Here is a 22,595-nt window from a genome sequence, read left to right as displayed (position 1 = left end):
GGCTTTGCAAAGCCTGAGACACACCAGAGGACCCACAATGAAAACCGCGTTGTATTGCCGCAAACTCTTGGATACCGCCGATGCCATCGTGCAGAAGTTCCTTCATGAACAGCACGACGAAGACGCGGCAAGAATCCCCGCGGTGATGATCGCCGACTTGAAGACCCTCGCTCGAAACCGGGATGTTCACATGCTCGTAGCGATGATCTCTGTTCTAATCACGAGCGATACCATCAGCAGTGCCGAGCGGGAGCAGATGATGATTAAAATCTTGCAGTAAAAAATGCAAGGCGCGATCCATTCTTAAGCTTGTGATTTTTTGATTGCATAAAATCATGGCGGAACGATGGGTCGATTTGTCGCTTTTTCGGATCTGGCGAAGGCGGAACCTCCCGCTGGAGTGCTCCGGCTCTAGGATCCGTGCGCGGCCGCGCACGGATCCCCAAGCCCCTGGACGGGACACACGCTCCCAGGCCACCCCTGGAGGTGCAGCCTGTCCAGGGTCTTGGCCCTGTCGGGTGACGATCTGTCCCGCTTCGCGGGCCACCCTTCGGGCGGGATAATGCACAGTCGCTTTCCATCGGCAGCTACAGAACACCGACGAAGCCCACCAGCTGCAGAAGAGAGTGGCCGTGTCCGTCGCCTTGCTCTGGACACACATCGAGGCGCCCTTCGGCGCCCAACTGTTCTATCCGGCCGGTCCCCGGCCGGACGCCTGCCGCCGTGGTGGAAAACTGGTCGCGCAGGCGAAGCGATCCCGCCTATGGGCCGCAAGCGGCCCATCCCCGCTGAAGCGGGGCCCCACGGCAGGATCGTTCGCCCGTGCCACGCGCGGGCAAGGGGAACTAGGCCCCCGGCGACCCTCGCGGGCCGTGCTAAAGGCCGGGGGCCAAGTTCCCCTAGGCCCGCGCTCGCGCCAGATCCGGAAACGGGATCTGCTTAGCAATGGGTGGGTTGGGGCGGCGGTTGCCCGCCTTGGTGGGCGTTAGCCCGCCAAGGCCCTGCGCACCGCGTCCGGTTCGCGTTCGATCACACGCAACAGAGTCCGTTCCGGCCCGCGTGGGAAGCGGCGGCGCTGTTCCCATTGCGCAACCGTGTTCACCTTGAACGAGAAGGCCGACGCAAAGCCTTCCTGCGTCATGCCTAGCCGCTGGCGGAGCGCCTTAACGTCGATATCCTCCACTTCCACGGTATGAACACGGGTTGCAGGCGAAGCTTTGCCTTTCTGGTAAGCAACGGCCTCTTTCATGCCTTCCATGAGATCGGTGAACAGTTCGTCATCCATGATTTGACCCTCAGTAAGTTTCGAGTAGCTGTTTAACCACCTTCGCGAAGGCGTTCTTTTGCGCGTCGGTCAGATTTTCCTGCCGTGCCTTCGCGTAAGCAGTGAGCAGGAAGACCGGATGTTGCCGGTCATAGTAGTAATAGATGATCCGCACGCCGCCGCTCTTGCCGCCGGATCCGGTTGCGAAGCGGATCTTGCGGATCCCACCACCGCCCCGGACCAACTGGCCCCGCTCAGGGTCGAGACCGATCATCACCAGCGCATCGGCCCGCTCGGCTTCGGTCATGCAGCCCGCAGCCCGCGCGAGGTAGGGCGCGGTTTCGACAACGGCTTGGGGGATGGTGGGTTGGTTCGTCATGCCCTGATTATATGTCATTGACAGGGTATCGGCAAGGGCCAACCCTGTCATTGACATACCTTCGCTGCATGGCTGTCATGTTTCGCTACGCGTAGCGTTATCCTTCCAATCGCTACGCGTAGCGTTATAATGGGGGCACAGACGGAGCGAGGCTAACGCCTCCGCCCCCGCCGCCCCCACCCTCCGGAGCCTCCGCCGTGACTGTCTATGGCCTTGATCCCGTCAACACGCGGACCTTTCAGAACGCTCATTTCTTCGTCCATGTCGAACAGGACGACCCCGCGGCAATCGGTCTGAACGGCCTTATCAGCTTCGGCCTGATCGTGGAGCCGAAGGAAGGCGACGTTTCGCTCGCTCGCGTCGAACCCATGGCCAAGGCGCGCGGTTTCCTGCGCCATCTGGACCACGACTATACGACGCGGCAGAGCGCCACCCGCGCCGCCCGTCGCCTGCTGGACGGCCCCTTGAGCCGACCCTAGCCGCAAGGCGGGGTTTCCCGACCGCCCGCAGCCCCAGGCGCGGACGGCCCGGCAACCTCACCCCCAATCGCCGCAGACGCAGCCATGACGGCGCCACGGCGCCGCACGCCCGCCCTTTGCCTGCACTCAGCCAGGAGCACGCCTTGACCAGCCAACCCCGCCCCATCGGCACCCGCTCCCCGGTCGCCATCGTCATCAACTGGCGTGACGAGAACTATGGACGGATCAGCGGCGCCCTTGCCTTCCGGCCGACCGTCGCCCCGTTCCCGTCCGACACCATGGCCGCGCGCATCGTGCGGATCTATCGGCGGCACGGCTTCGCCATGCATCCCGGCCGAGACTCCTACGTCAACCAGCAGCCGACCGCCGACACCCCCGCCCAACTCGCCGCCGCCTTGACCGCCGCCGGCTTCATCGTGACGCACGCCGGTTGCGTGCCCCCCTCCATCGCTCAGATCCAGGAGTGACCCGCATGACCTCCACCACCATCACCCCCGTCGTCATCGGAACCCGCCTGCACTGCATCCTCTACGGTGGCCGCGAAGGCACCGTGTACGCGATCCATGGCGAGCAGCGCCCGGACACCATCCGCAGCCTGTGCGGCATCGGTTACAGCGGCGGTTCCGCGACTTTCGACGTGGTGTTTGACGACGGCAGCATTTCCAACCGCCTGCCGGAAGCCATCATCCACGGCGTGCAGTGGACGATTTTTGACGATGTGTGGGGAGCCAACCGCATCGCCGCCGCCCTGGCGTACGCCGAGGAAGTCACCGCCAACAAGACCGCCGCCGCCGCCGCCGAGAAGGCCGCTTTTGCGGCCGAGGTGGCGCGGCTGAAAGAGGCGCCGGAGTGGGCGCACCTGACCCAAGGCAATGGCGAGCGCGACGGACGGCTTGCAGCCGCCAACGTTCGCGCCGTCCTGAAAAAGAGCTTCCCCGGCATCAAGTTTTCGGTGCGCAAGCAGCACCATAGCAGCATCGGCGTGTCGTGGGAGGACGGCCCGACCGTCGCCCAGGTCGAGGACGTGGTGTCCGCGTTCAAAGGCGGGCGGTTCGACAGCATGCAGGATCTGGCGTCCTTCGAAACCTCCCCGTTTATCTCGATTTTCGGAGGGGTGCAGTACCTCAGCACCCGCCGCGAAGAGTCGGACGCGCTCATTGAACGCGCCATCACCCAGGTTTTCACCGACTACGCCGGAAACCTCAAGGACACGCCCCGGCCGGCCGTCGAGGACTACCGCAGGGGGCGGCTTTGGTCCGTGCCGGTCCCGCTCATCCAAGACGACCTGCAAAGCCTCATCCGCACCGCCGCCTATCAGCTTGTCGGCTGATCCGGCCGGGGGAGGCGCAGCCCTCCCCCCGCTTTCCCCCCTTCCGCCTTCCGATCCCGAGGAATCCGCCATGCACACCGCCGCCATCACCTCCCCCATCGTTGAAATCGCCCTCTCAAAGCTGGTGTCGTCAAAGCAGAACGTGCGGAAGACCGGCGGGCAGACCCTCGACCAGCTCGCCGCTAACATCGAGGCGAAGGGGCTTATCCATAACCTTGCGGTGGTGCCGGTGGAGAAAGACGGCAAGCCGACCGGCAAGTTCGCCGTGGTCGCCGGGGGGCGCCGTCTCGCCGCGTTGAAGCTGCTGGCCAAGCGCAAGCGCATCCCCGCCGGGCATCCCATCCCCTGCACCGTTCGCACCGCCGCTGAAGCGGTCGAAACGTCCTTGGCTGAAAACGTCATCCGCGAAGCGATGCACCCGGCCGACGAGTTCGAAGCCTTCCGCGTCATCATCGACCAGGAAGGCGCCACCGTGGAGGAAGTCGCCGCCCGCTTTGGCGTGGAGCCGTTGTATGTGAGCCGCCGCCTGCGGCTGGCCCAGGTGTCGCCCAAGCTGCTGGACCTATACCGCACCGGCAAGCTGACAGCCGCGCACATGCAGGCTTTCGCCCTCAGTGACAGCCACGCCGCGCAGGAGGCGGCCTATTTCGAGGCGCCCGAGTATCGCCGTGACCCCCAAAGCATCCGCAGCGTTCTGACTCACGACGACGTGAAGCCGATGGAGGACCGTCGCGCCCGCTTCATCACCGCAGACGCCTACCTCGCCGCCGGTGGAACGGTGCGCCAGGACCTCTTTGCGGCGCCCGGTGCCGCCCCCTGGACGGACGCGGCTTTGGTCGAACGGCTGGCGCTGGAAAAGCTGGAAACGGTCGCCGCCCAGGTGCGCGCCGAGGGGTGGAAGTGGGTGGAGGTGCAAACGCATGTCACCTACGAGCGCCGCAACACGTTCGCCCGCGTTCACGCCGAGGATGTGCCGTTGTCGGAGGCCGACGCCGCCGAACTGGAACGGTTGGAGCAGGAATACGACGCCCTCGCGGAGCAGGACGACGCCGACCCCGCAGCACTGGCGGCGCTTGACGAGCAGATGCAGACGATCCGTGCCCGCGAGGACCATTGGTCCGCTGAAAAGCTGGCCATCGCTGGCGCACTGGTGAGCCTCGACTACCAAGGCGCGGTGCAGATCGACCGGGGCATGGTGCGGCCGGAAGATGAGCGCGCCATCCGCCAGGGTGCGGCCGAGCAGGACAGCGACGGCGCGACCGAGAGCACGGCAGGCGCGCGCAAGCCCATGACCGCCGCCCTCATGCTTCGCTTGACCGCTCAGCGCACCATGGCCCTGCGCGCCGAACTCATGGAGCGCCCCGACGTGGCGCTGGTCGCCATCGTCCATAACCTCATGGCCCCGGTGTTCTACGGCACGAACAGCTACAGCCGCCCCAGTGCGCTGGAAATCAGCGTGGACCAGCGTGGACGCGCCGCCGCCCTTGACGCCGAAGGGATCGAGGGGTGCGCCGCCAAGCAGGCGGTGACCGACCGTCACGGATGGTGGTTGCTCCGCATCCCGGCCGCGCATCACGAGGCTTGGGAATGGCTCATGGAGCAGGACCAGGAAACCATTCTGTCCCTGCTGGCCTACTGCACCGCGCAGACCGTCAACGCGGTTCGCCACCCCCACAACACGGAGTCTGATGAACGCTTGGTCGCCTCCAACGACCTCGCCGCATCCCTTGGCCTCGACATGGCCAAGTGGTGGGAGCCGACCGCAGAAACCTACCTCGCCTCAGTGCCAAAAGACGCCATTCTCGACGCCGTGCGCGAAGGCGTGTCGCCGGAGGCGGCCGACAACCTCGCCAACATGAAGAAGGCGGCATTGGTTGCCGAAGCCGAGTTGCGGCTTGCCGGTAGTGGTTGGCTTCCCGTCCCGCTCCGTTCGCACCTTGACCAGCAAGAGGAAGAGGCCGACCAGCCCGCCGCCCAGGACGACGGGCAGAGCCTGAACGCCGCCGCCACGGACGACCACGGCGCCGATCGCCACGACGACCGCCACCAGAACCAGGAACCGGCCGACACCGAGGCCCACCCGACCGACACGACGGTCGACCCTCTGGCCCTGCCCCCGGCCGACCAGGACGCCCACCCCATCGCCCTTGCCGCTTGACCCTCACATGCCACGACCGGCGGCAGGCGCCGCCGGTCCCACCAGGAGGAACACCCATGTTGCAGCAGCCGAACAACGACAACCAGCAGACCGCCCAGGCTACCGCCCCCGTTGCCGCGCCGACCTCGACCGTCCTTCGCTTCGTCCGCGTGCCCACCGCCGACCGGGTGACGCTCTATTGGCCCATCGCCCGCGACACCGAGGCCCGCGACGTGCTGCGCAACGTCGGAGCCGTGCGCGTCGGGATCGACAGCCAGCCCGCGAGCAGCGCCACCCGGCGCGAGTTCGGACACAGCCACACCGGCCGCGCAATCGTCACCTTCGCGGCCTTCGCCCGCATCGTCGCCGCTGGCCACGCCGATCCGATCCACCGGGCGTGATCCGTCCGGCCCCGACCCCGACCCAGGCGCGGCAAGGAGCAACCTTGCCGCGCCGCCGCGCATTCCCTACGATCCGGAGCCGTCCAACATGGTGCCTTCAATGCCCCGCCCACCGATTGCCGACCGCCCGCAGACCTCGACCGAGCGCACCCGCGCCACCCGTGCGCGTCAGCAAGCCGCCGGTTTGCCCGACCGTGAGAAGGTGCAGCGCGCCATAGCCAAGGCGTCAACGGCCCTATCCGAAGCGGAGCGGCAGAGCCTCTTGGCTGCCGTTCTGGACAGCGTGCCGGCCGACCAGCGCGAAGGGTTCGAGACGGCGACGCGTGCCTTTCTGAATCTGCCGCAGTAGCGCCGCCGCCTTTTTGCAGACGCCGCCGCCCCCCTGCGGGGGACAGCGACGCCATGGGGGCCTGACGGCCCGGATTCCGGATCAGTTGGACGCATATGAGCAAGGCTTTTCCCATCCTTCAGCGTGCGGTGACGCTCCACCAGTCGGGCCAGCTGTCCCAGGCGCGAACGCTCTACCAGCAGGCGCTGCGCCTTGATGCGCGAAATGCAGACGGTCGCTATCTGCTGGCATTGCTGGAGTGCCAGGACGGCAATCCCGCCAAGGCTCTACCCGCGCTCCGGCGTCTCGCTCTTGAGCAGCCCAGGAATGGAGACATTCACTTTACGCTTGGCCGTGCCCTTCACGCGGCGGGCGATCCCAAAGCGGCCGCAGCCGCCTATGCCGTCGTGATGGCGACTTCACCGGCCAATCCTGACGGTTTCTTGGAGGCCGCCCGTTGCTACAGCGCCCTGCGCGACTGGCGCCGTGCTGCGCAGGTCCTGGAATCGGGTCTTGCCGTCCATCCGGCGCACCCGCTGCTGTGGAACGGTTGGGGGGTAGTTGCCGGCGCCGAAAAGCGCGACGACGAGGCCGCGAGTGCGTTCCGCCGGGCCACGGCGGTTGACCCAAACGAACCGGAATTGCGGTATGCATACGGCCGCGGACTCCGTGCGCTGAACCGCACCGAAGAAGCGGCGGCGCAGCTTCAGCACGCGTTGCAGCTTGATCCCGGCTTTGTGCGCGCCCGCATGCTGCTGGCACGACTGCTGCCCGTGATCTACGACACCCCCGCTCAGATCGGAGCGTGGCGCCGCAGGATCACCGAGACGATGGAGGCGTTGCCAGCCACGGCGCCGGCGGACCCAGCGACGCTATCCGCAACGTTCGAGGCAATCGCCGACACCACGAATTTCTATCTCGCCTATCAGGGGCATGACGACCGCGCGATAGCCGAGCGGTGGGGCAGCTTCGTTCATACCATCGTCGGCGCTCGCCATCCGGATCTGACCCAGCCGCCCGCCCGAAGCCGCCGGCCCGGCAAGCGGATACGCCTCGGCTTCCGATCCGCGCACCTTCGCGATCATACCGTGCTGTACCTGTTCCGCTCTTGGCTCACCAGCCTCGACCGGGCCCGGTTCGAGGTCAGGGTCTACGGTGAAGGTGAAGGGGACGCCGTGACCCGCCTGTTAGCCGCAGAGGTGGAGCACTACCGGACTTTGCCGGACGACGTTGTGAAGGCGGCCCAGCAGCTGCGCGCCGATGCCCTCGACGTTCTGGTGCACCTCGACATCGGCATGGACCCGGCCGGTCAAATTCTCGGAAGCATGCGCCTCGCCCCCGTCCAGGCGGTGACTTGGGGGCACCCGGTGACGACCGGACTGCAAGCCATCGACTGGTTTCTGTCTGCCGACGCCATGGAGCCGGAAGACGCCGACGAGCATTACAGCGAACGATTGCTGCGCCTGCCCGGTCTAGCGGTTTCCGTCACCCCGCCGAAACTGCCCGCACAGTCGGCAGATCGAGAACGCCTTGGGTTGTCGGCAAGTGACGTCGTGTTTTTCTGCGCGCAGTCCCTCTATAAGCTGCTGCCGCAACATGACGACGTTTGGCCCAGGATCGCCGCGCGTGTGCCAAATGCCCGCTTCGTCTTTCTGTCGTCATCCGGGAATGAGGTTGTCGCGGGGTTCAAGCGCCGCCTCGACCGAGCATTTGCCGCCCAGGGCTTGGACGCGAACCGTCATGTCGTATGGGCGCCGACAATGGACCGCCCCGACTACCTGGCGCTCAATATGACCTGCGACATTTTCCTCGACAGCCTGGAATGGTCCGGAGGACGGACAACGCTCGAAGCCGTCGCGTGCGGGTTGGTTCCGATCACCACACCCGGCGCTTTCATGCGCGGTCGCCATACTGCCGGCATCCTTGCTGAACTGGACCTTCACGAACTCATAGCCGCCGACAAGCACGCGCTGGTAGATTTGGCCGTCCGTCTCGCCGGCGACACCGATTTGCGGATTGAGATGCAGCGGCGCCTTGCGAAGCGGCGCGACGCCCTCTTTTCCGACACCCGGTGGAAGCCGGCATTGGAACAGTGGATCGAAGCGGCACTGCAGACGAAAAGAGGCGGCTAAATCCATGATCGACCAGAATCGACCGATTGGCAGCGTCGAACGTCTCGCTTCCTTGATGACCGCCGATCCGACCGAGCGCGTCGTGCAGACCTTCCAGGCTGACGGACCGCCGCAGTGGCACTTGGTCCGCCGCCGCCTGGAGGTGTCGCCCGAGGTGGTGCGTGCGCTGCTGGCGGCCGGTAGCGCCGGCGCCGATGGCGTTCCCTGTCTTGTGCCGGTCGCTGACGGCTTACTGCCCGGAACCTCGCAGACCTATCAATTTTCTGTAACGTTGCAGAAAATCGACCACACGGACCCCCAGCCGAGGCGCAAGCGTGGTCGCCCTCGCAAGCCCGACGCCCCCGGCGCCGCCGAGCGAATGGCGGCGAGCCGTGATCGGAAGGCGCGGATAGACGTGCACAGGCTGCTGCTGATCGCCGCCATGACCGAGCATATGCCGACCGAGAAGCTGCGCCAGCTGGAGACACACCGCGTTTTCGGCCCGATCATCCGCGAAGCGCGGTTCATGGCCAAGGCCGCTGCGCTGACGGGCTCGAATCTCGAAAGCTGAATTTTTGTAACGTTACGAAAATTTTTCCTATGACTCCGTGCGGTTCGTAGATAGCAGCCTGCACGGAGCCACAGCGCATTGCCATGTCCTTGATCCGACCGTTCGGCCCCACAGGACTTCGCCGCGCATTCTCGGATGCGCGGAAATTTTTCCAGCTGATCAACTGATCGGCGCCGCCGGTGTGGTGCTGAAGGTGCTGCGCCAGCATGGCGCCGGGCTCCGCACATCAGGGACCGACAGGGCGGGCCGGTGCTGGCCACCAGCTGATCGGCGCCGGCATATCCCCCCATCGCCCACATACCCACCGGGGAACGGACCAGCACCAGAGCGCGTTGAGGGGCGCGGGCTGGTCCTGCGCGGCCGTGCCGGCGCGCGCTCCCCCATGGATATGTGGACGAGGCGCGCCCAGGTGCAGGGTACAGGAGATTTGCCGGCGGCTACACGCCGCCATGGGCCGGGTACAGCCGGTTTCGCGCCGGGTACAGCCCAAAACCGGCAGGGTACAGGTGGGACCGGCGGCCGGTTCCGCTGGCGCGGTTCCGGCCGTTTGCGAAGTGGCGGATTTGCTAGGCTTTTAAAAGACCGAAGATGAAGCAGGATAGGACTTTTGTGGCCACAAAGTGGCCCCAAAAGTCCCCGGCCGGGGGCCTATCCTGTGTTGCCGGTGGCAACGGGTGCGGCGGGGGGTGCCTTCGGCCGGCTGCGCCGACCCCCCGCCTTGGTCCTCTCGATCCAGCGTCTGCACGCCGATCCACGCCCGGTCTTTCGCCCACCCGACCGATAGGAGTAGATTAGTCGCCACCCACAGCCGCAGAGGACAGAGGCCCCGGTGCGCGACGAAATGTTGAAAATCCGAATGAGTGGAGGCGAGCTTGCGGTCATCCGCCGGAAGGCGGAGGCCGAGGGGCGGAAGCTGTCCGACTTCGTTCGCTCCGTCGCCTTGTCGGTGGCAAACGGCGAGAAGGCGTATCTCTCCACCGAGGACCGCCAGATCTACATCGCCATGCTCCACCAGCTGACGGGAGTCGCGACCAACCTCAACCAGATCGCCCGGCAGCTGAACACCGCGGCGGTGATGGGCGCCGACATTGCGGCCGAGATGCCGGCCGACGTCTTCGCCGCACTGGCGGCCGACGTGAAGCCGCTCATGGTCGACCTTCGCAAGATCGTCGCCCGTGGCTAAGTTTTGGGACGAGTGGAGCCGGCGGCCGACAAAGGCCGACCGCACAGCCGAGCAGGCACGGCTTCCCGGCCTACCGTCCAAGCGCGGCAGCAAGAGCAAACCGCACAAGCCGGAGCGCGACGGCCCCGCCCGCGCCGAGGACGCCCAGGACCGCGCCGACGTCATCCGTCTTGGATTGCCGCCTCCCCCGACCAGCGGCAGCGGCGGCCGGGCCGGACCCCGTGGCCCGCGACCGACCCCGGGATCCGGTGGGGGCGGACGCACCGGGCGAGGCGTCAGCCGGGAGGGTGTATTCCGCGTCCTGAACACCGCCAAGCATGCCCGTGCCACCACCAACCAGGCGCGCTATATCGGCCGCGTTGACTCCCATGCCGAGCGCAACGCGCGTGCCGGCGTGCCGCTCGAAAACGAAGCCGGGGAGATCGTCACCGACCGCGACGGCATCGATGCCGAAATCCAGTCCTGGAACCTGAAGGCCGCCGACGACAACCGCTCTGCAGCCTGGAAGAAGGCGACGGCAGACGAGCGCCGCGACCTGGAGGACCAGTGGCGCAACGCCACGACTGAATGGCGCCAGAAGAACTGGAACAAGGATCCGCTGCGCAAGACGCAGACGGCCCACATCATCTTTTCGATCCCGCCGGCGAGCGGTGACGCCGAGCAGTTGCGCGCCGCCGTGCGGGCTGCCGGCGCCGAGGCGTTCGCCGGGCATCGCTACGTTTTCGCGATCCACACCGACCATGGTCGAGGACCGCACGCGCACTTCGTCGTGCAGATCGACCCCATCGACGCCACCCAGCAGCGATTGAATCTGCGCAAGCACGCCCTGCAGCGCTACCGCGCCGCTTTTGTCGACCACGCCCGCGAACATGGAATCGATGTGGTCGCCACCCGCCGCCAGGACCGCGACAAGACCCGCGATCACATCCACAAGGGGGAGCAGCCGTTGCACGACCACGAGAAGCGCAGCAAATGGACCGCCGCCGACACCCTGCGCGGCAATGTCCCAGGCTGGTATGAGCAGCACGGCCGCGAATACGAGTATTACCGCAATGGCCAGGAGGCGCCGGACGATGCCCGCCCCGGCAAGCTGCGCGGCTTCATGAACCGCTTTTCCAAGCGGCACACGCCCTTTGCCGACCGCACCCAGGAGCTTCAGACGCTGGCCAAGTATTTCGCTCACTACCCGGAGGGGGAGGCGCGCAGCCGCGCCGTGGAGAGCTTCGTGACGATGTTCAAGGAGAACCCGCGCACCGCGCTATGGGCGTTCTCCAATCATGCCCAAGCGTTCGGGCTGGCAGACGGGAACAGCCCGGTCCTGCCCGGCCGGATCGCCGCAGCGGCAGCGCGCAGCGTCGATCCCAGCCCGCGCAGCACCACCGAACAGCAGCGCCAGGACCGGGACCAGCAGCGCGAGCGCGCCGACCGGTCGCGGCAGTCGCGACGGACCCAGCAGGACCGCGACCGTATGGCGCGCAGCTTCAACAGCATGGCGGCCGACCTTGCGGCGGCCGGCGACCCTGAAGCCGCCGCCCAAGTCGCTGGACTGGCGGCCGACACCGCCGCCGGACGCACCGCTCCCCAGCATCAGCCCGGCAGCATGGGCAAGCCGCGACAGCGGCCCCAACGCCGGCCGATGCGAGGCATCGACAAAGGGTTCGGTATCACGGATTGACCGCAGCCGCGCCCGTACTGGTCCCCCGCGCGTAAACAAGCAGAGTGCCCGCCACGATCAAAGCGCTGCCCGCCAGCCCGTGCAGGGTGGGAACCTCACCGAACAGGACGAAGCCCAGCACGGCGGCCGCCGGCACCGTCAGGAAGTCGAACGGCGCAAGGAAGCCGACCGAGGCTTTCGCATAGGCTTTCGCCGCCGTCAGCTGCGCCAGGACCGCGAAGCTGCCCAGGACGGCCAGCAACGGCCAATCGCTGATCGGCGGCCCGATCCAATTCACAGCCGCGACTGGCCCCGTCGCCGCCACCGACGCCGCGGTGTAAATCAGCACGATCAAACCAGCCGAGTTCGTCGCGGTCAGGCGCCGCACCGCTGTCTGCGACCCGGCCGAGGCAACGGCCGCCAGCAGCGCAGCCGCCGCCGGCAATCGGAGTTCCGGCACCGTCAGCGCGGGCCAGAGTGACACAACCGCGCCGACGAAGCCGGTCAGCACTCCCGCCCATACTGCCGGACTGGACCGCTCCCCCAGCATCACGCGCGCAGTCACCGGCATCAACAACACGCGGCAGAAGAACAGCAAGCTGGCCAGCCCCAGTGGCATGGATGAAAAGGCAAACATGAGGCTGTAGAGCGCCACCACGCCCAATCCGCACCGCAACGCATAGCCCCATGGGTCGCGCGGCCGTCCGAGGTCGACCAGGAGCCGGGCGGCGCCAGCCAGCACCAGGACGCCGAAAGCGGCACGGAAAAAAGCCAATTCCGCCGTGGGAAGCTTTAGAGCGAGAAATTTAGCGGCCGCACTGCTGGCCGCGAAAGTAGCGGCCGAGGCAACCGCCCACAGGCCCGCTTGTAACGATATGCGCATTCTTCGCCCCGCCCTGTAACCTTGAGCGCGGCTCGTACCAGATCCAGAGGGGGGCCGACAACCAAGCCGGCCCACCCTCGCGACCCATGCTCACCCGATTTCCTTCAGAAACGCGGCAATGTCCGTGTCGGTCATGGGAGCGTCGTTCTTACCCTTCCCGCCCCCTTTGGCCGTTCCCTTCGCCGGCTTCGCAGCTGGCTTCGGCTTGACCGGCTTCGCCGTCGCCGGCGGCGGCGTCAGCCCGACCGGCGGCGCGATCACCTTCGCCGGATTGCCGACCGGGTTGAGTGCGCGTTGGATCTCGGGAGGCAGCGGCAAGTTCACCAGCCGCCGCAGTCGCAGCCTGGAGAAATGTGCGGCCTTGGCCTTGATAGGTGTCTGCTGGTGATATTGCGCGCCGACGATCACCCGACCCTTCGGCATCGACATGATTTCCTGCGGACGAATCAGCGGCACGCCCTCATAGGCTTCGCCCTCGCTACCGCCCGACCGGCCGAGCCCGACCTGCCGGTTCCAACTCAGCCGGATCCGGGTTTTCTGTCCGATGCTTTCCGAAATAAATTTCGCGGTGTTGAGGTTGTTTTGGGCGAAGACGACGCGGAAGCCGTAGTTGGTCCACATCGCGTCCACCTGATCGTGCCCATACACGACCCGCGCTTGCGCCAGATCCTGGAAGGCAACAAGCATCCGGACGCCGAAGCCGCGGATGATCGCGGGGCCGTCCTCGATGGCGCGGAGGCGCGGGAGGAATTTGGCCTCATCGAGCACCATCGCGACCTGCAGCTGTTTCCTGTCCGGTTCGCGGGCGGTCAGGTATCGCACCAGCGCTTCAGCGTGCATGCCGGCAATCTTGCCGTACAGATCGGCATCGAACGGAGGGGCTTTCCAGTATGTCGTGATCGGCCGCCGTTGCGGACCCACGCCATGATAGTCCGCAAGGTGGAAGTCACAGCGGGCCGTGCATTCAGAAATGTTGTCGTTGAGCCAGGGCGACATGTAGGCAAAGACCGTGCCCAGGATGTTTGAGCGCGTGCGGTAGTCGAACTGTGCAATCTGCCGAAGCCCGTCCGCAATCCGGCTTGGCCAACGCATCTCTTCCGCGTGAAAAGCCGCCTCTTCCAGTGCGGCCCGCACTTCGTCAACCTCGCCTTCTTGATCTTCTTCCGCCTCGATCCGCAACGACGACAGCCATTTCAGCACCTCCCCAAAGGACGTGTCTTGCTTGCGGCTTTCGTGATCGTAGATCTGATACAGCGTTGCCGCCGCGCCGAGCAGCCGGCCAACCCGTTCGAAGAAATCTTCCTGTCCCACGCGCGCCGCAGGCAGGATGATCCCCCAATACCGGTCTACCAGATCGCCGCGCGCGGCGCCGTCCCTCGGCAGTTCAGAACAGGCGATCGGATTCCAACAGGCGGAGTTTTCCGATCCCCCCGCCATGTTGATGACGAACACCTTTCCCAGCTGACCGCGCGCGCCGGCCGTCATAGCCGCCAGTTCGCCCTTGGTGTCGTGGACCATAGCCGACATCCGGCTCCCCAGGCTCAGGAGCGAGGGGACGATCACGCAGCTGGTCTTGCCGGTGCCGGCAGGACCGAGCACCACCACCGACAGGTTGGCCGTGCGCAACACCACCCGGCGCAGCAGCCCTAGCACGAAGCCGTAGCGACCGCGCAAGTCCATCTTACGGAGGTCGCGGACCCGCGCCCATCGCGCCTGTCCATAATCTCCACCCATGGGCAGGATCTGGAGCGTCAGGACCGCGACGACGCCAGCCGTGAGCCATCCAATGGCCGACCAAAGCAGCCAGTCCGGGACATGGTGTTTCACCGCGACATAGCGCGCGATCAAGTCCCAGGTGTGAGACTCCCACAGTGGCACATCCCATCCAACGAACACCGTGGCCACCCAGCCGGCGCCGACGACGAGCGGCACCAGCAGCTGCCCGATCAGGCGCCGATATTCAACCATTCACCCTCTCCCACCAGCCGCACGGGGTCTGCACCTCTCGACGGCTCCCAAAATTCAACAGCCCGGCGGCGACCGCCGGACAGCCGCTCGACGTGCACCACAAGGTCGATATTCCGCTTCAAGAACTCGAAGACTGCCGCCCGGTCCATCGTGTAGCCGGCCATGGACAGGCGGAACCAGAAGCCTGTTTCCAGCGCCGCCGTGCAGTTGTTCGCGTGGGCGCTGGTCAGAAAGCCCTTATGGCCGTTGTTCAGGAACAGCAGTGCCGGATAGGCGTTCGGGATCGACAACTCGCCCAGCCAGAGCCGATCCGGCCGCGCACGCATGGCGTGGTCGAAAACATCGGCATAGCTCACCGTCGATTCCTTGTTGTTGCGGTCCAGCAGGAACCCGGCTTTGTTCTCCTGTGGCACCTGCAATTCGCTCACTTCCTCCGCGTAAAGCACGCGTTCATGGAGCGGCACGTCCCGGATGTAGGCATTCACCAGAGAGGTTTTTCCCGAACTGGTGCCGCCCGACAGGATCACATTATCTCCGTTGACCGCGGCCGCCTTCAGTCGCCCGATGAGATCCGGAGGACACCCGAAATCCTCATAGCTCCGCTTCGCTTGCCGGTGCACACGGATTGCGACGCTGATTCCTTCGCCGACTGCCCGGCCCATCATCGCATCGAGGCGGTGCCCGCCCGGCAGCCGGGCAGACACGCGAGGTTGATCCGGTCCGAAATGCTGGCCCTGCCGCGTGGCCAGCAGGCTAAGCACCTTGCCCCACCGATCCAGCGTCAGATCCGGAACGCTCAGCGCCTCCCAGCGGCCACCATCCAATTCAAGCCGGACCTCTTGCGGACGCACCGCTACGATTTCCTGTACCCCCTGTTTGGCAAACAGGGGGCGCAGAACGTCGAGTTGCGAGTCAAAAAGAGCGTTTCCGGTTTCCTCTAAAGGTGAGGTGCGGATTTTTTTTGCCATCAACTGCCTCCGGTGCCGCAATCTTGCGTCGGAGACGGGTGAAGCACTTCAATCAACAGAGTTGTGTAAACCCACGGATCTTGAAAAATTTCACCGGCGCCGTTTTGCCGCCGTTCCGCGCTCCGCTGTTTTTGAAAGCGCTCAATGTTGTAAGAGCACCCTGGACTGCCGTTGGTTCCCCAGGTCTTTACTTCCTCCACGTCACCGATGTTTTCAACAATCGGCGGAAGTGACGAGCACCCATCCTGCGTCACCACCGGCGCCCCAGCGTCGCCGGGAAGTGTCACCGTGGTTTGATCGGTGCGAATGTAGGTGTTCTGGAACTGAGTGCCCTGATACTTGGTGCAGCCCGAGTACCAAACCGAACCCGCGGCCGGAATCAGATCCTGCCGCACAAGGTTATAGTCGCTGACCCGCGTCCCCTCGCGTTTGCTGATGACGATCCGGCCGCTTGGCGTGTCGACATAGCGGATGATCTGCTGCCACGACTGCTGAACGGTATCGTCGTGGAACCAAGGGGAGTTCGGATCGTCCTGATGCTGGTAGGTCGCGGCCGTGTTCGTGGTGCACCCTTCCGTGTATTCCCACGAGCCATTATGCGACCAGCGATACCGGACGGTCCCATAGCTGACGTTTGCCGCCGGCACATGGATGTACTGGCCTTCGCACCCCTCTGTTGTCGCCACGATCCCGGCCGTAGACGACGGCGTGCAATCCTGGACGGTGATCTTGCCTTCCGGCAGGTTCACCACCGTCCGCTGAAACAGCGTCACGACCTTGCCGGCATTGTTCACCGCCGGCTCGCAGCCGTTCTCCGTCCGGTAATGCGGGTATGTTGCCCCGTGATCCTCACACCCCCCGATGGGGCGCGTTGAGCCGTCCAGGAGGTAGAAGCGCGTCATCTGCTGATATGTCGTGCCGCCGCCAACATCGTGCCGAACATCGCAGCCGGCCGCCGTCCATTGGATCGGCACATATTGCGAGGTGGCGGCACAGGCTTTCGCCGTCACTTCCGTCCCGGCCAGGTTCTTGTACGCCTTGCGCTTGTTGACGATCACCTTGCCGCCGGCAAGGTCGATGGACGGACTGCAGCTTTCCGCCGTGTCGTAGATCGAGAAGCTCTTTCCGTCCCAACGCTGGCAGTTGCCGGCGGTCTTCCTGGCGCCGGCCGTGGTCACGTAGAATGGTTGTGCCTTTGGATAGGCGAGGCTGGCCGACAGATCCACGTCATCGGTGCAGACACTCGGATCCCACTGAATTGGATAACGGTCAACCGCGTCCGTGCAGCTGCTGATTCCCTGAGACACGCCATTAACGAATACCTCTTGTTTCTGCTGGCTGTAGACCAGCCGACCGGGCACGTCGATGCGGTCGGGGCACGCAGTCGTGGTAACGGAGCGCGTTGGTTCGGTTGCCGTGCCTCCCGGCGTCGTGGTTGGATCAGTGGGGTTGCCGTTCGGCTGCGGCGTCGTGGTTCCCGTCCCACCGGGATTCGTTCCACCGCCCGTGATAGGTGTTTGGCTGCCACCCGGAACCGTGTTCCCGTTCGGCGTTGTGTTGCTGCCTGTGTTACCACCCACGCCAGTCCCGCCGCCGATCCCGCCTGTGCCGGTGCCGCCGCCGATCCCGCCCGTACCGGTGCCGTCGCCAAACCCGCCCGTTCCGGTGCCGCTTGAATCACTGCCGATCCCGGTTCCCGAGGTGAGGCCGCCGGTGCCGTCACCATTGTTCAAGCCGCCGGTGCCGGTTCCCGAGGTGACGCCACCGGCGCCGTTACCATTGTTCAAGCCGCCGGTGCCGGTGCCGGAGGTGAGGCCGCCGGTGCCGTTGCCCGTTGAACTGGTCCGCATTGCGTTCGCGCTGCTGGTCGTGCCCAGGCCGTTGGCCCCGCCCGCTCCATTGCTCCCGCCGCGGCCACCGGCGCCGCCGCTGGCGTCCGTCCCGTTGCCGCGACCGCCGTTGGCGGAGGTGTCCTTGTTGTCGCCATCGCTGAGCAGGCGGCGGGCGGTGCGCACCATGTCGTTGACGGCACCCGTGGCGGTCAAAGCGTCCGCCTTCCCGGCGTTGATCTTGTTCACCGCCTCCAACGTCTTCAGCGCATCCTTCAAGGCGGCATGCCGCATCTTCTTGTTCGGGATGTATGCACGGACTTCGGTCCACTTCACCGATCCGTCCGGCGCCATCTCGCCAATCAGCCTGATCGGATCGAGGCCGCGACCGTCCTTCTCCCCGAGCAGCTGATCCAGGCGTGCGTAAATCAGCCCAGGCTTTTCCGCCGGCAGCTTTTCCAAGGTGGACGAGTCTGTTGGGCTGACGTCCGTTTTCGTCCGGGGCGTCATTCCGTCCGGTTCCGCAGCCACTCCCCCGAGGTTGGCGAGGACCGGCTGCACTGCAGCTGCGGTTGCGCCCGCCACGCCACCGGGCGTCCCGGCGCTGACAGGCGCACCGCCAAACCCTTGCGCGAAAGCTGTGCCACCCCATAAGGCCATGGTCGCCGCGACCATGGCCAACGATTGCCGTTTCATCCTGTTACCCCTCAATGAATACAATGTCGTTCATCGGGATGATTTGAACTCGACTGCCAACCGGGACCGTCATGATCGGCGACAGATCGAGGTTCTTTTCCAGGACCCTTTCTGTTGCCTTTGACATGTTGTCGGTCATGTTCTGGACGCCCTGCGCCACCAGCTGGTTTTGCACGCTGTTGTTGGCGCCGATCGCCGCCAAGGCGCCGATGGAGGCGGTCACAAAGGCTGCGCCGTACCGCTCCCAATTCCGGTTATCGACATCGCCAACCAAGCCCGTGGCGCCGGACTGGTCGGCAACGTCCGCTTCGGACAGCAGCCCCGACACTCCGTCCGGCCGAATGAAGCGGCCGCACCGCATGGGCAGCCGCGTGTCGCCTTCACGCTCCAATTTCTTGAAGCGGCAGATGAACTTTGTCCCTTTTTCGATAAGGATTTTCCGTCCGTCGCCGCCGAAAATGTGAGCGTCGGCCACCAGGATGGCGCGCCCTTCCAGCTGCGAAACCGTGCGGCTTTCCAGGATCGCCCCAATGTAGCGGTCAGCCGTAATCCGTCGCGAGCGGTCGACAGGAAGCGTGGTCTGATCGTCCTTCAGCCGGAGGCGGCCGTAATCGCGATCCCGCGGCGGCCCGCTCCGTTCTGCCGGCGGCTCTTGATCCTCCTCAACCGGAACCGGCCCGCCCCGCAGGCGCTCCGCAATGCCCTCCTCCCCAAGCGCCGCCAGCAGACGGTCGATCTTCAGCCGTCTCAACTCCGCCGAGGTGGGAGGTGCCGGAGGGGGAGGCACCTCGATCTTCTCCACTCGCGGCGCCGGCGCCGGCGGCTGTGTCACCAGCATCACCCGCGCCCATTCCGACAACCCGCCAGCCTTCGACCGCACGCGCAGCGCCACCGAACCCCGGCCGCCTTGCGCCGGCGGCTCATACTGCAGCGCCCCGCCGTCCGTTGGCGAAACGGCCACCGGCACGCCCGGCGCGACCGGGGCGCCGCGCACAATCAAGCCCCCGTCCCCCTCCACCTGGACCTGCACCTCCGACACCTCATCGAAGGGCGTCAGGTCGAACAGGGGGCCAATGGCCACCAGCTGGCCAACGGTCGCGCTGCGCGCTGACACCTTCGCCACCGCGACGGCCGCCGGTGGCGCTGCCAACGGCGCCACCGAATAGAGATCCGACATTCCGCTGCGCTTTTCCGGCATGGTCGGTGCCGGCTTATCCTCGTTCTTCTCCCAGCAGCCGGCCAAAGTCAGGCCGACCACTGCGCAAGCGGCAGACTGGAACGCCCAGCGCCGCCATGGTCCCTGCCCACTCACCGGTGCACGTCGCCGTAATCGGGAGCCAGCCGCAGAGGCTCCCGCGAAACCGTACCGGCCTGTGCAGGCGCCGACGCCGCCACCGGCCGCGGTGTGACTTCCGGCGCCGGCGCCGCATCCGTGCGCCGGATGCACACCACCCGGCGCCCATTGCGCAGGGTCAGCCCTTCAGCGACAGGGCTTTCCACGATCAACGTGTTCCCTTTGACCCGCGTGTTGACCGGCGTGTCAATCCGATCAACCACGCGCTGCACCACCGGAAGATCGACCGCCTCGAACCGGTCGCCATAGTGGAGATACGTCCACTGACCATCGGAAAAGACAGCGGACGGGGCAATCGACTGATCGCCGCTCATCGTGAAGGCGAAATCCAGCTTCTGCGCGTCGAAAGGCGCATCTCGCAGGTAATCCGTCCGCCCATCAGCTGCGGCGGCGCCCGCAGCGCCGGCCGATCCGCCCGCTGGCGGCCCGGCATAGTTCAACGGTGCCCGCTTCTCGATGTAGACGACCTCATCCGGCACGGACGAGCTAAGATCGTTCTCCACCACGGCATAAAAGGCATAAATGACGCCGGAGTCACCGATGACCGTCAGCGTGGTATCCCATCCCGCGTGCCCTGGATTGAGCGTGAGGATCCGGCCGCCGGCACGCGGCTGGACGGACAGCGCTTCGCGCGACCCTATGTCGACCTGTTGCTTGATGTTCGAGACAGTTTCCCAATCGGGCAGCACGATCAACGTGTGTGCGCCTTCGCGCAGCCGCAGCTTTTCCTCAATGTTGCGGTCATAGCGAACCGTCCTGATCGCTTCGCCCGGCTGTGCCTTTTGCCAGGATTTCTGAATGCGACCCGCCGGAGCCCGATCACGGACCAGCTTTCCGAAATCGCCGTTCATCTGATTGAAGATCTGATCGACGTTGAGCAGATCGCCCACGGGATCCGCCTTCTGCCGATTGCCGGCCGCTGGTGACGGTTGCGCGGCACCAGCTGTCCGGCTCTGATCCACAGCCGGCGCCCCCGGTGGAAGCCCGCTTGCCGATCCCGCAGCCTGAGCGCCGGCGGAAAACAACGCGCACACACTCACAGCCAGAGCGATTTTGCGACAAGTCAACACTGCACTTTACTCCTTGGTATTCTTTGGTGCGACGTCGTAGAAGGTGACGACGTTGCCGTATGGATTGAGCAGGGCATCCTCAAAGCGCACGCTTCCTTTTTGCGTGTCCATGACGACAGTCGCAATCCAGCTGCGCTTGTTGATTTCTTGCCCCTTTTCCTTATCGATTTGTTCGAACTCGATAAGGTAGGTCCGTTGACGCCCAACACGGCCAGCCTCTGGCGACGCCACAATGCGAATTTCGCGCGTCCGTCCCCGCTGGCGCATGGTCTTGTAATAAGAGCCTTCCTTGTCCACGAGCGACTTGAAGTCTTCGCTGACCTTTTCCGACGCCAGCCACGACGCCTCGACCCACCTCGAAGCTTCGGTCTGCAGATCGAGCGACTCCCGGAGCATGACGTATCGACGCGCCAGGGTCAGAGCCACCCGATCGTAGGTCGGCATGTCGGTTTCAGCATTCGTCACGCGAAACACGCGATTGGTCGCGAGGTCCGCGGTGATGAAGAACGGTTTCACCTCAACCCGGTTGGCCATTTCCGCCACTGCCGCAACGAGCGTCGCGTTGCCGAACGCCTGTCCGACATTGATTGCGATGCTCGCCAGCAGCACCCACACCAGGAGCCTGTAGGGTTGTCCTTCGTCGACTGGCCGGGGCATTTTCAAACCGTCCGGCCATTGACGTAGAAAGCAGGCCCGCAGGCGCAGGGGGAGCGCGGGAACTCATCGCGGCCTCGCCCTACACCCACCGGCTCAGACGAGGTTGCCGGTAACAGCGAACACCCGCCCAGCACGCCGGCAGCAATCGCCAGCATCCCGAGACGCACCATAAAACGCCTCATCGCCATCTCCTTGTGTATTGGGATCGCACAGGGGCACCACGCGGCGGGATCACTTCCGCCACCCCTACGCCGTTCGTGATCCGCGCCCCGTAACCGCCGCCGCCAGCCCTTGGCCCCTGCGGCGCTACGCGCGGACTGGCAAAGCCGCGACCTGTTTCACCGCGGCCGCCGTCGCCTGTTGCTTCCGAACCACGAGAGCCTCCCGCTCCGTCGAGGCCCGATTGACCTTCAGTGCCGGACCCACGTCCTGCAGGACCGGCGCCCGAGACACTTCCGCGCGTGGCATCGTAGCTCCCGGCACGTTGGACGCCGGTCGCTACGCCCGTCGCCCCACCCGCTGCACCGCTCGCCAGATCGCCCCCGCGCCCACTTGCGCCGGCTCCCGCTGCTGCTGCCCCCGTTCCCCCCGGCACTGTTGCGCCGCCCCCGCTTTCGCCGCGAGAACCGACAGCGCCGGACGCTTCAACGCCGCGGCTCCCCATATCGCCGCGAGAACCGACAGCGCCGGACGCTTCAGCGCCGCGGCCCCCCATATCGCCGTTGCGTCCAGTGGCTCCGCTGCCGGCAGCAGATGCGCCAGGAGCGGCGCCAGAGCCCGCAGGAACGCCCCCGCCCGCCATTCCCTGCATGCCCCCGGTGCCGACCATTGAGGGGACAGCGGCTTGACGGAAGACCGGAGGCGCGGCCGACCCCGGCGCGGTTGGTCCGACAGCCGGCCCGCCCAACTGCCGGGCCCCAGCGGAGCCGCCTGGACCCGGCAGCGCACGAGGTGGTGCCGGCAACGCGGCCGCACGCCCACCCAACTGTGGAGAGCCACCGCCGCCGATCATCGGTCCACCACCCATCGGACCGCCGCTTGGCCTATAACCGCCACCAGTCGGGAACGGCCCCTGCCAATCCAGTGGCCCGTTTCCCAGCATCTTCACCGAAGACGACGGCGGAGCGATGGACGGTGGAGGGGTTCCCGGTCCAGGAAGGCCAGGCGCACCACCCCCGCCGCCTCCTTGACCCCCCTGACGTCCCCATTCCGATGGCGGGTTCACCCCGCCGGCGAGCCCTCCGACGAGCTTTGCTGCGCCCATGGCGCCGCTCGCAACCGTCATGGCGGCCTTTCCCACAGCCGCCGCGCCGGCCAATTGCGCCGCCGAATT

The 22,595-nt window shown here is 65.8% G+C and carries 20 protein-coding genes; 11 read left to right on the top strand and 9 right to left on the bottom strand.

From position 1 onward, the window contains the following. Nucleotides 1-37 precede the first annotated feature (37 nt). A complete protein-coding gene (locus B9N97_RS07025; RefSeq protein ID WP_085084800.1) occupies nt 38-280 on the top strand; it encodes a hypothetical protein in 243 nt (80 codons plus the stop codon). 705 nt (nt 281-985) lie between these two features. On the opposite strand, the gene B9N97_RS07020 is transcribed toward B9N97_RS07025, so the two are convergent. Both B9N97_RS07020 and B9N97_RS07015 read right to left on the bottom strand, forming a co-directional pair. Beyond that, entirely contained in the window at nt 986-1,285 is a 300-nt protein-coding gene (locus tag B9N97_RS07020) for a helix-turn-helix domain-containing protein (RefSeq protein WP_085084798.1), read from the bottom strand. Nucleotides 1,286-1,295: 10 nt separating this feature from the next. Further along, nucleotides 1,296-1,643, bottom strand: a complete 348-nt coding sequence (locus tag B9N97_RS07015) for a type II toxin-antitoxin system RelE/ParE family toxin (RefSeq protein WP_167393221.1) — start codon at nt 1,641-1,643, stop codon at nt 1,296-1,298. A gap of 197 nt (nt 1,644-1,840) precedes the next feature. Between B9N97_RS07015 and B9N97_RS07010 the strand changes: the two genes are divergently transcribed. The 10 genes from B9N97_RS07010 to B9N97_RS06965 all read left to right on the top strand — a co-directional run bounded on the left by B9N97_RS07010 (nt 1,841) and on the right by B9N97_RS06965 (nt 11,858). Beyond that, complete coding sequence (locus tag B9N97_RS07010) at nt 1,841-2,122, top strand: hypothetical protein (RefSeq protein ID WP_085084794.1); 282 nt, start codon at nt 1,841-1,843, stop codon at nt 2,120-2,122. A gap of 143 nt (nt 2,123-2,265) precedes the next feature. Further along, the gene (locus B9N97_RS07005) at nt 2,266-2,589 is read left to right on the top strand and encodes a hypothetical protein (RefSeq protein WP_085084792.1); all 324 of its coding nucleotides are present in this window, start codon (nt 2,266-2,268) and stop codon (nt 2,587-2,589) included. Between the two features lie 5 nt (nt 2,590-2,594). Next, the gene (locus tag B9N97_RS07000; RefSeq protein ID WP_085084790.1) at nt 2,595-3,452 is read left to right on the top strand and encodes an LPD29 domain-containing protein; all 858 of its coding nucleotides are present in this window, start codon (nt 2,595-2,597) and stop codon (nt 3,450-3,452) included. A gap of 70 nt (nt 3,453-3,522) precedes the next feature. Beyond that, complete coding sequence (locus B9N97_RS06995) at nt 3,523-5,610, top strand: ParB/RepB/Spo0J family partition protein (protein ID WP_085084788.1); 2,088 nt, start codon at nt 3,523-3,525, stop codon at nt 5,608-5,610. Nucleotides 5,611-5,666: 56 nt separating this feature from the next. Further along, entirely contained in the window at nt 5,667-5,990 is a 324-nt protein-coding gene (locus B9N97_RS06990) for a hypothetical protein (RefSeq protein ID WP_085084786.1), read from the top strand. 100 nt (nt 5,991-6,090) lie between these two features. Next, nucleotides 6,091-6,339, top strand: a complete 249-nt coding sequence (locus tag B9N97_RS06985; protein ID WP_143266464.1) for a hypothetical protein — start codon at nt 6,091-6,093, stop codon at nt 6,337-6,339. Between the two features lie 95 nt (nt 6,340-6,434). After that, nucleotides 6,435-8,450: an O-linked N-acetylglucosamine transferase, SPINDLY family protein gene (locus tag B9N97_RS06980; RefSeq protein ID WP_085084782.1), complete on the top strand. Its 2,016-nt coding sequence runs from the start codon at nt 6,435-6,437 to the stop codon at nt 8,448-8,450. A gap of 4 nt (nt 8,451-8,454) precedes the next feature. Continuing rightward, nucleotides 8,455-9,000 carry a hypothetical protein gene (locus tag B9N97_RS06975; protein WP_085084780.1) on the top strand — a complete coding sequence of 182 codons (546 nt, stop codon included), beginning with the start codon at nt 8,455-8,457 and terminating at the stop codon, nt 8,998-9,000. 841 nt (nt 9,001-9,841) lie between these two features. Then, nucleotides 9,842-10,183: a plasmid mobilization protein gene (locus B9N97_RS06970; protein ID WP_143266463.1), complete on the top strand. Its 342-nt coding sequence runs from the start codon at nt 9,842-9,844 to the stop codon at nt 10,181-10,183. After that, nucleotides 10,176-11,858, top strand: coding sequence for a relaxase/mobilization nuclease domain-containing protein (locus tag B9N97_RS06965; RefSeq protein ID WP_085084776.1), 1,683 nt, complete (start codon nt 10,176-10,178; stop codon nt 11,856-11,858). The genes B9N97_RS06970 and B9N97_RS06965 overlap by 8 nt, the downstream gene beginning before the upstream one ends. On the opposite strand, the gene B9N97_RS06960 is transcribed toward B9N97_RS06965, so the two are convergent. The 7 genes from B9N97_RS06960 to B9N97_RS06930 all read right to left on the bottom strand — a co-directional run bounded on the left by B9N97_RS06960 (nt 11,848) and on the right by B9N97_RS06930 (nt 21,262). Beyond that, a complete protein-coding gene (locus B9N97_RS06960) occupies nt 11,848-12,720 on the bottom strand; it encodes a DMT family transporter (protein WP_085084774.1) in 873 nt (290 codons plus the stop codon). The genes B9N97_RS06965 and B9N97_RS06960 overlap by 11 nt on opposite strands. A 90-nt stretch (nt 12,721-12,810) precedes the next feature. Continuing rightward, on the bottom strand, nt 12,811-14,688 hold the full coding sequence (locus tag B9N97_RS06955) for a type IV secretory system conjugative DNA transfer family protein (protein ID WP_085084772.1): 1,878 nt from the start codon (nt 14,686-14,688) through the stop codon (nt 12,811-12,813). Continuing rightward, complete coding sequence (locus B9N97_RS06950) at nt 14,667-15,656, bottom strand: ATPase, T2SS/T4P/T4SS family (RefSeq protein ID WP_085084876.1); 990 nt, start codon at nt 15,654-15,656, stop codon at nt 14,667-14,669. Before B9N97_RS06950 ends, B9N97_RS06955 begins: the two co-directional genes overlap by 22 nt. After that, a complete protein-coding gene (locus B9N97_RS06945; protein ID WP_143266460.1) occupies nt 15,656-18,181 on the bottom strand; it encodes a hypothetical protein in 2,526 nt (841 codons plus the stop codon). Before B9N97_RS06945 ends, B9N97_RS06950 begins: the two co-directional genes overlap by 1 nt. Nucleotides 18,182-18,185: 4 nt before the next feature. Further along, complete coding sequence (locus B9N97_RS06940; RefSeq protein WP_085084768.1) at nt 18,186-19,379, bottom strand: TraB/TrbI/VirB10 family type IV secretion system protein; 1,194 nt, start codon at nt 19,377-19,379, stop codon at nt 18,186-18,188. Nucleotides 19,380-19,489: 110 nt separating this feature from the next. Further along, complete coding sequence (locus B9N97_RS06935; RefSeq protein ID WP_085084766.1) at nt 19,490-20,425, bottom strand: TrbG/VirB9 family P-type conjugative transfer protein; 936 nt, start codon at nt 20,423-20,425, stop codon at nt 19,490-19,492. A 186-nt stretch (nt 20,426-20,611) separates the two neighbouring features. Next, nucleotides 20,612-21,262: a VirB8 family type IV secretion system protein gene (locus B9N97_RS06930; protein WP_085084764.1), complete on the bottom strand. Its 651-nt coding sequence runs from the start codon at nt 21,260-21,262 to the stop codon at nt 20,612-20,614. Nucleotides 21,263-22,595: the final 1,333 nt, after the last annotated feature.

It is taken from the genome of Azospirillum oryzae (genome assembly GCF_900177515.1).
In the GTDB taxonomy this organism is placed as follows: domain Bacteria; phylum Pseudomonadota; class Alphaproteobacteria; order Azospirillales; family Azospirillaceae; genus Azospirillum; species Azospirillum oryzae_A.
The sequence above is the reverse complement of the archived record's forward strand: the minus strand, read 5'-3'. Positions and strand labels throughout refer to the sequence as shown.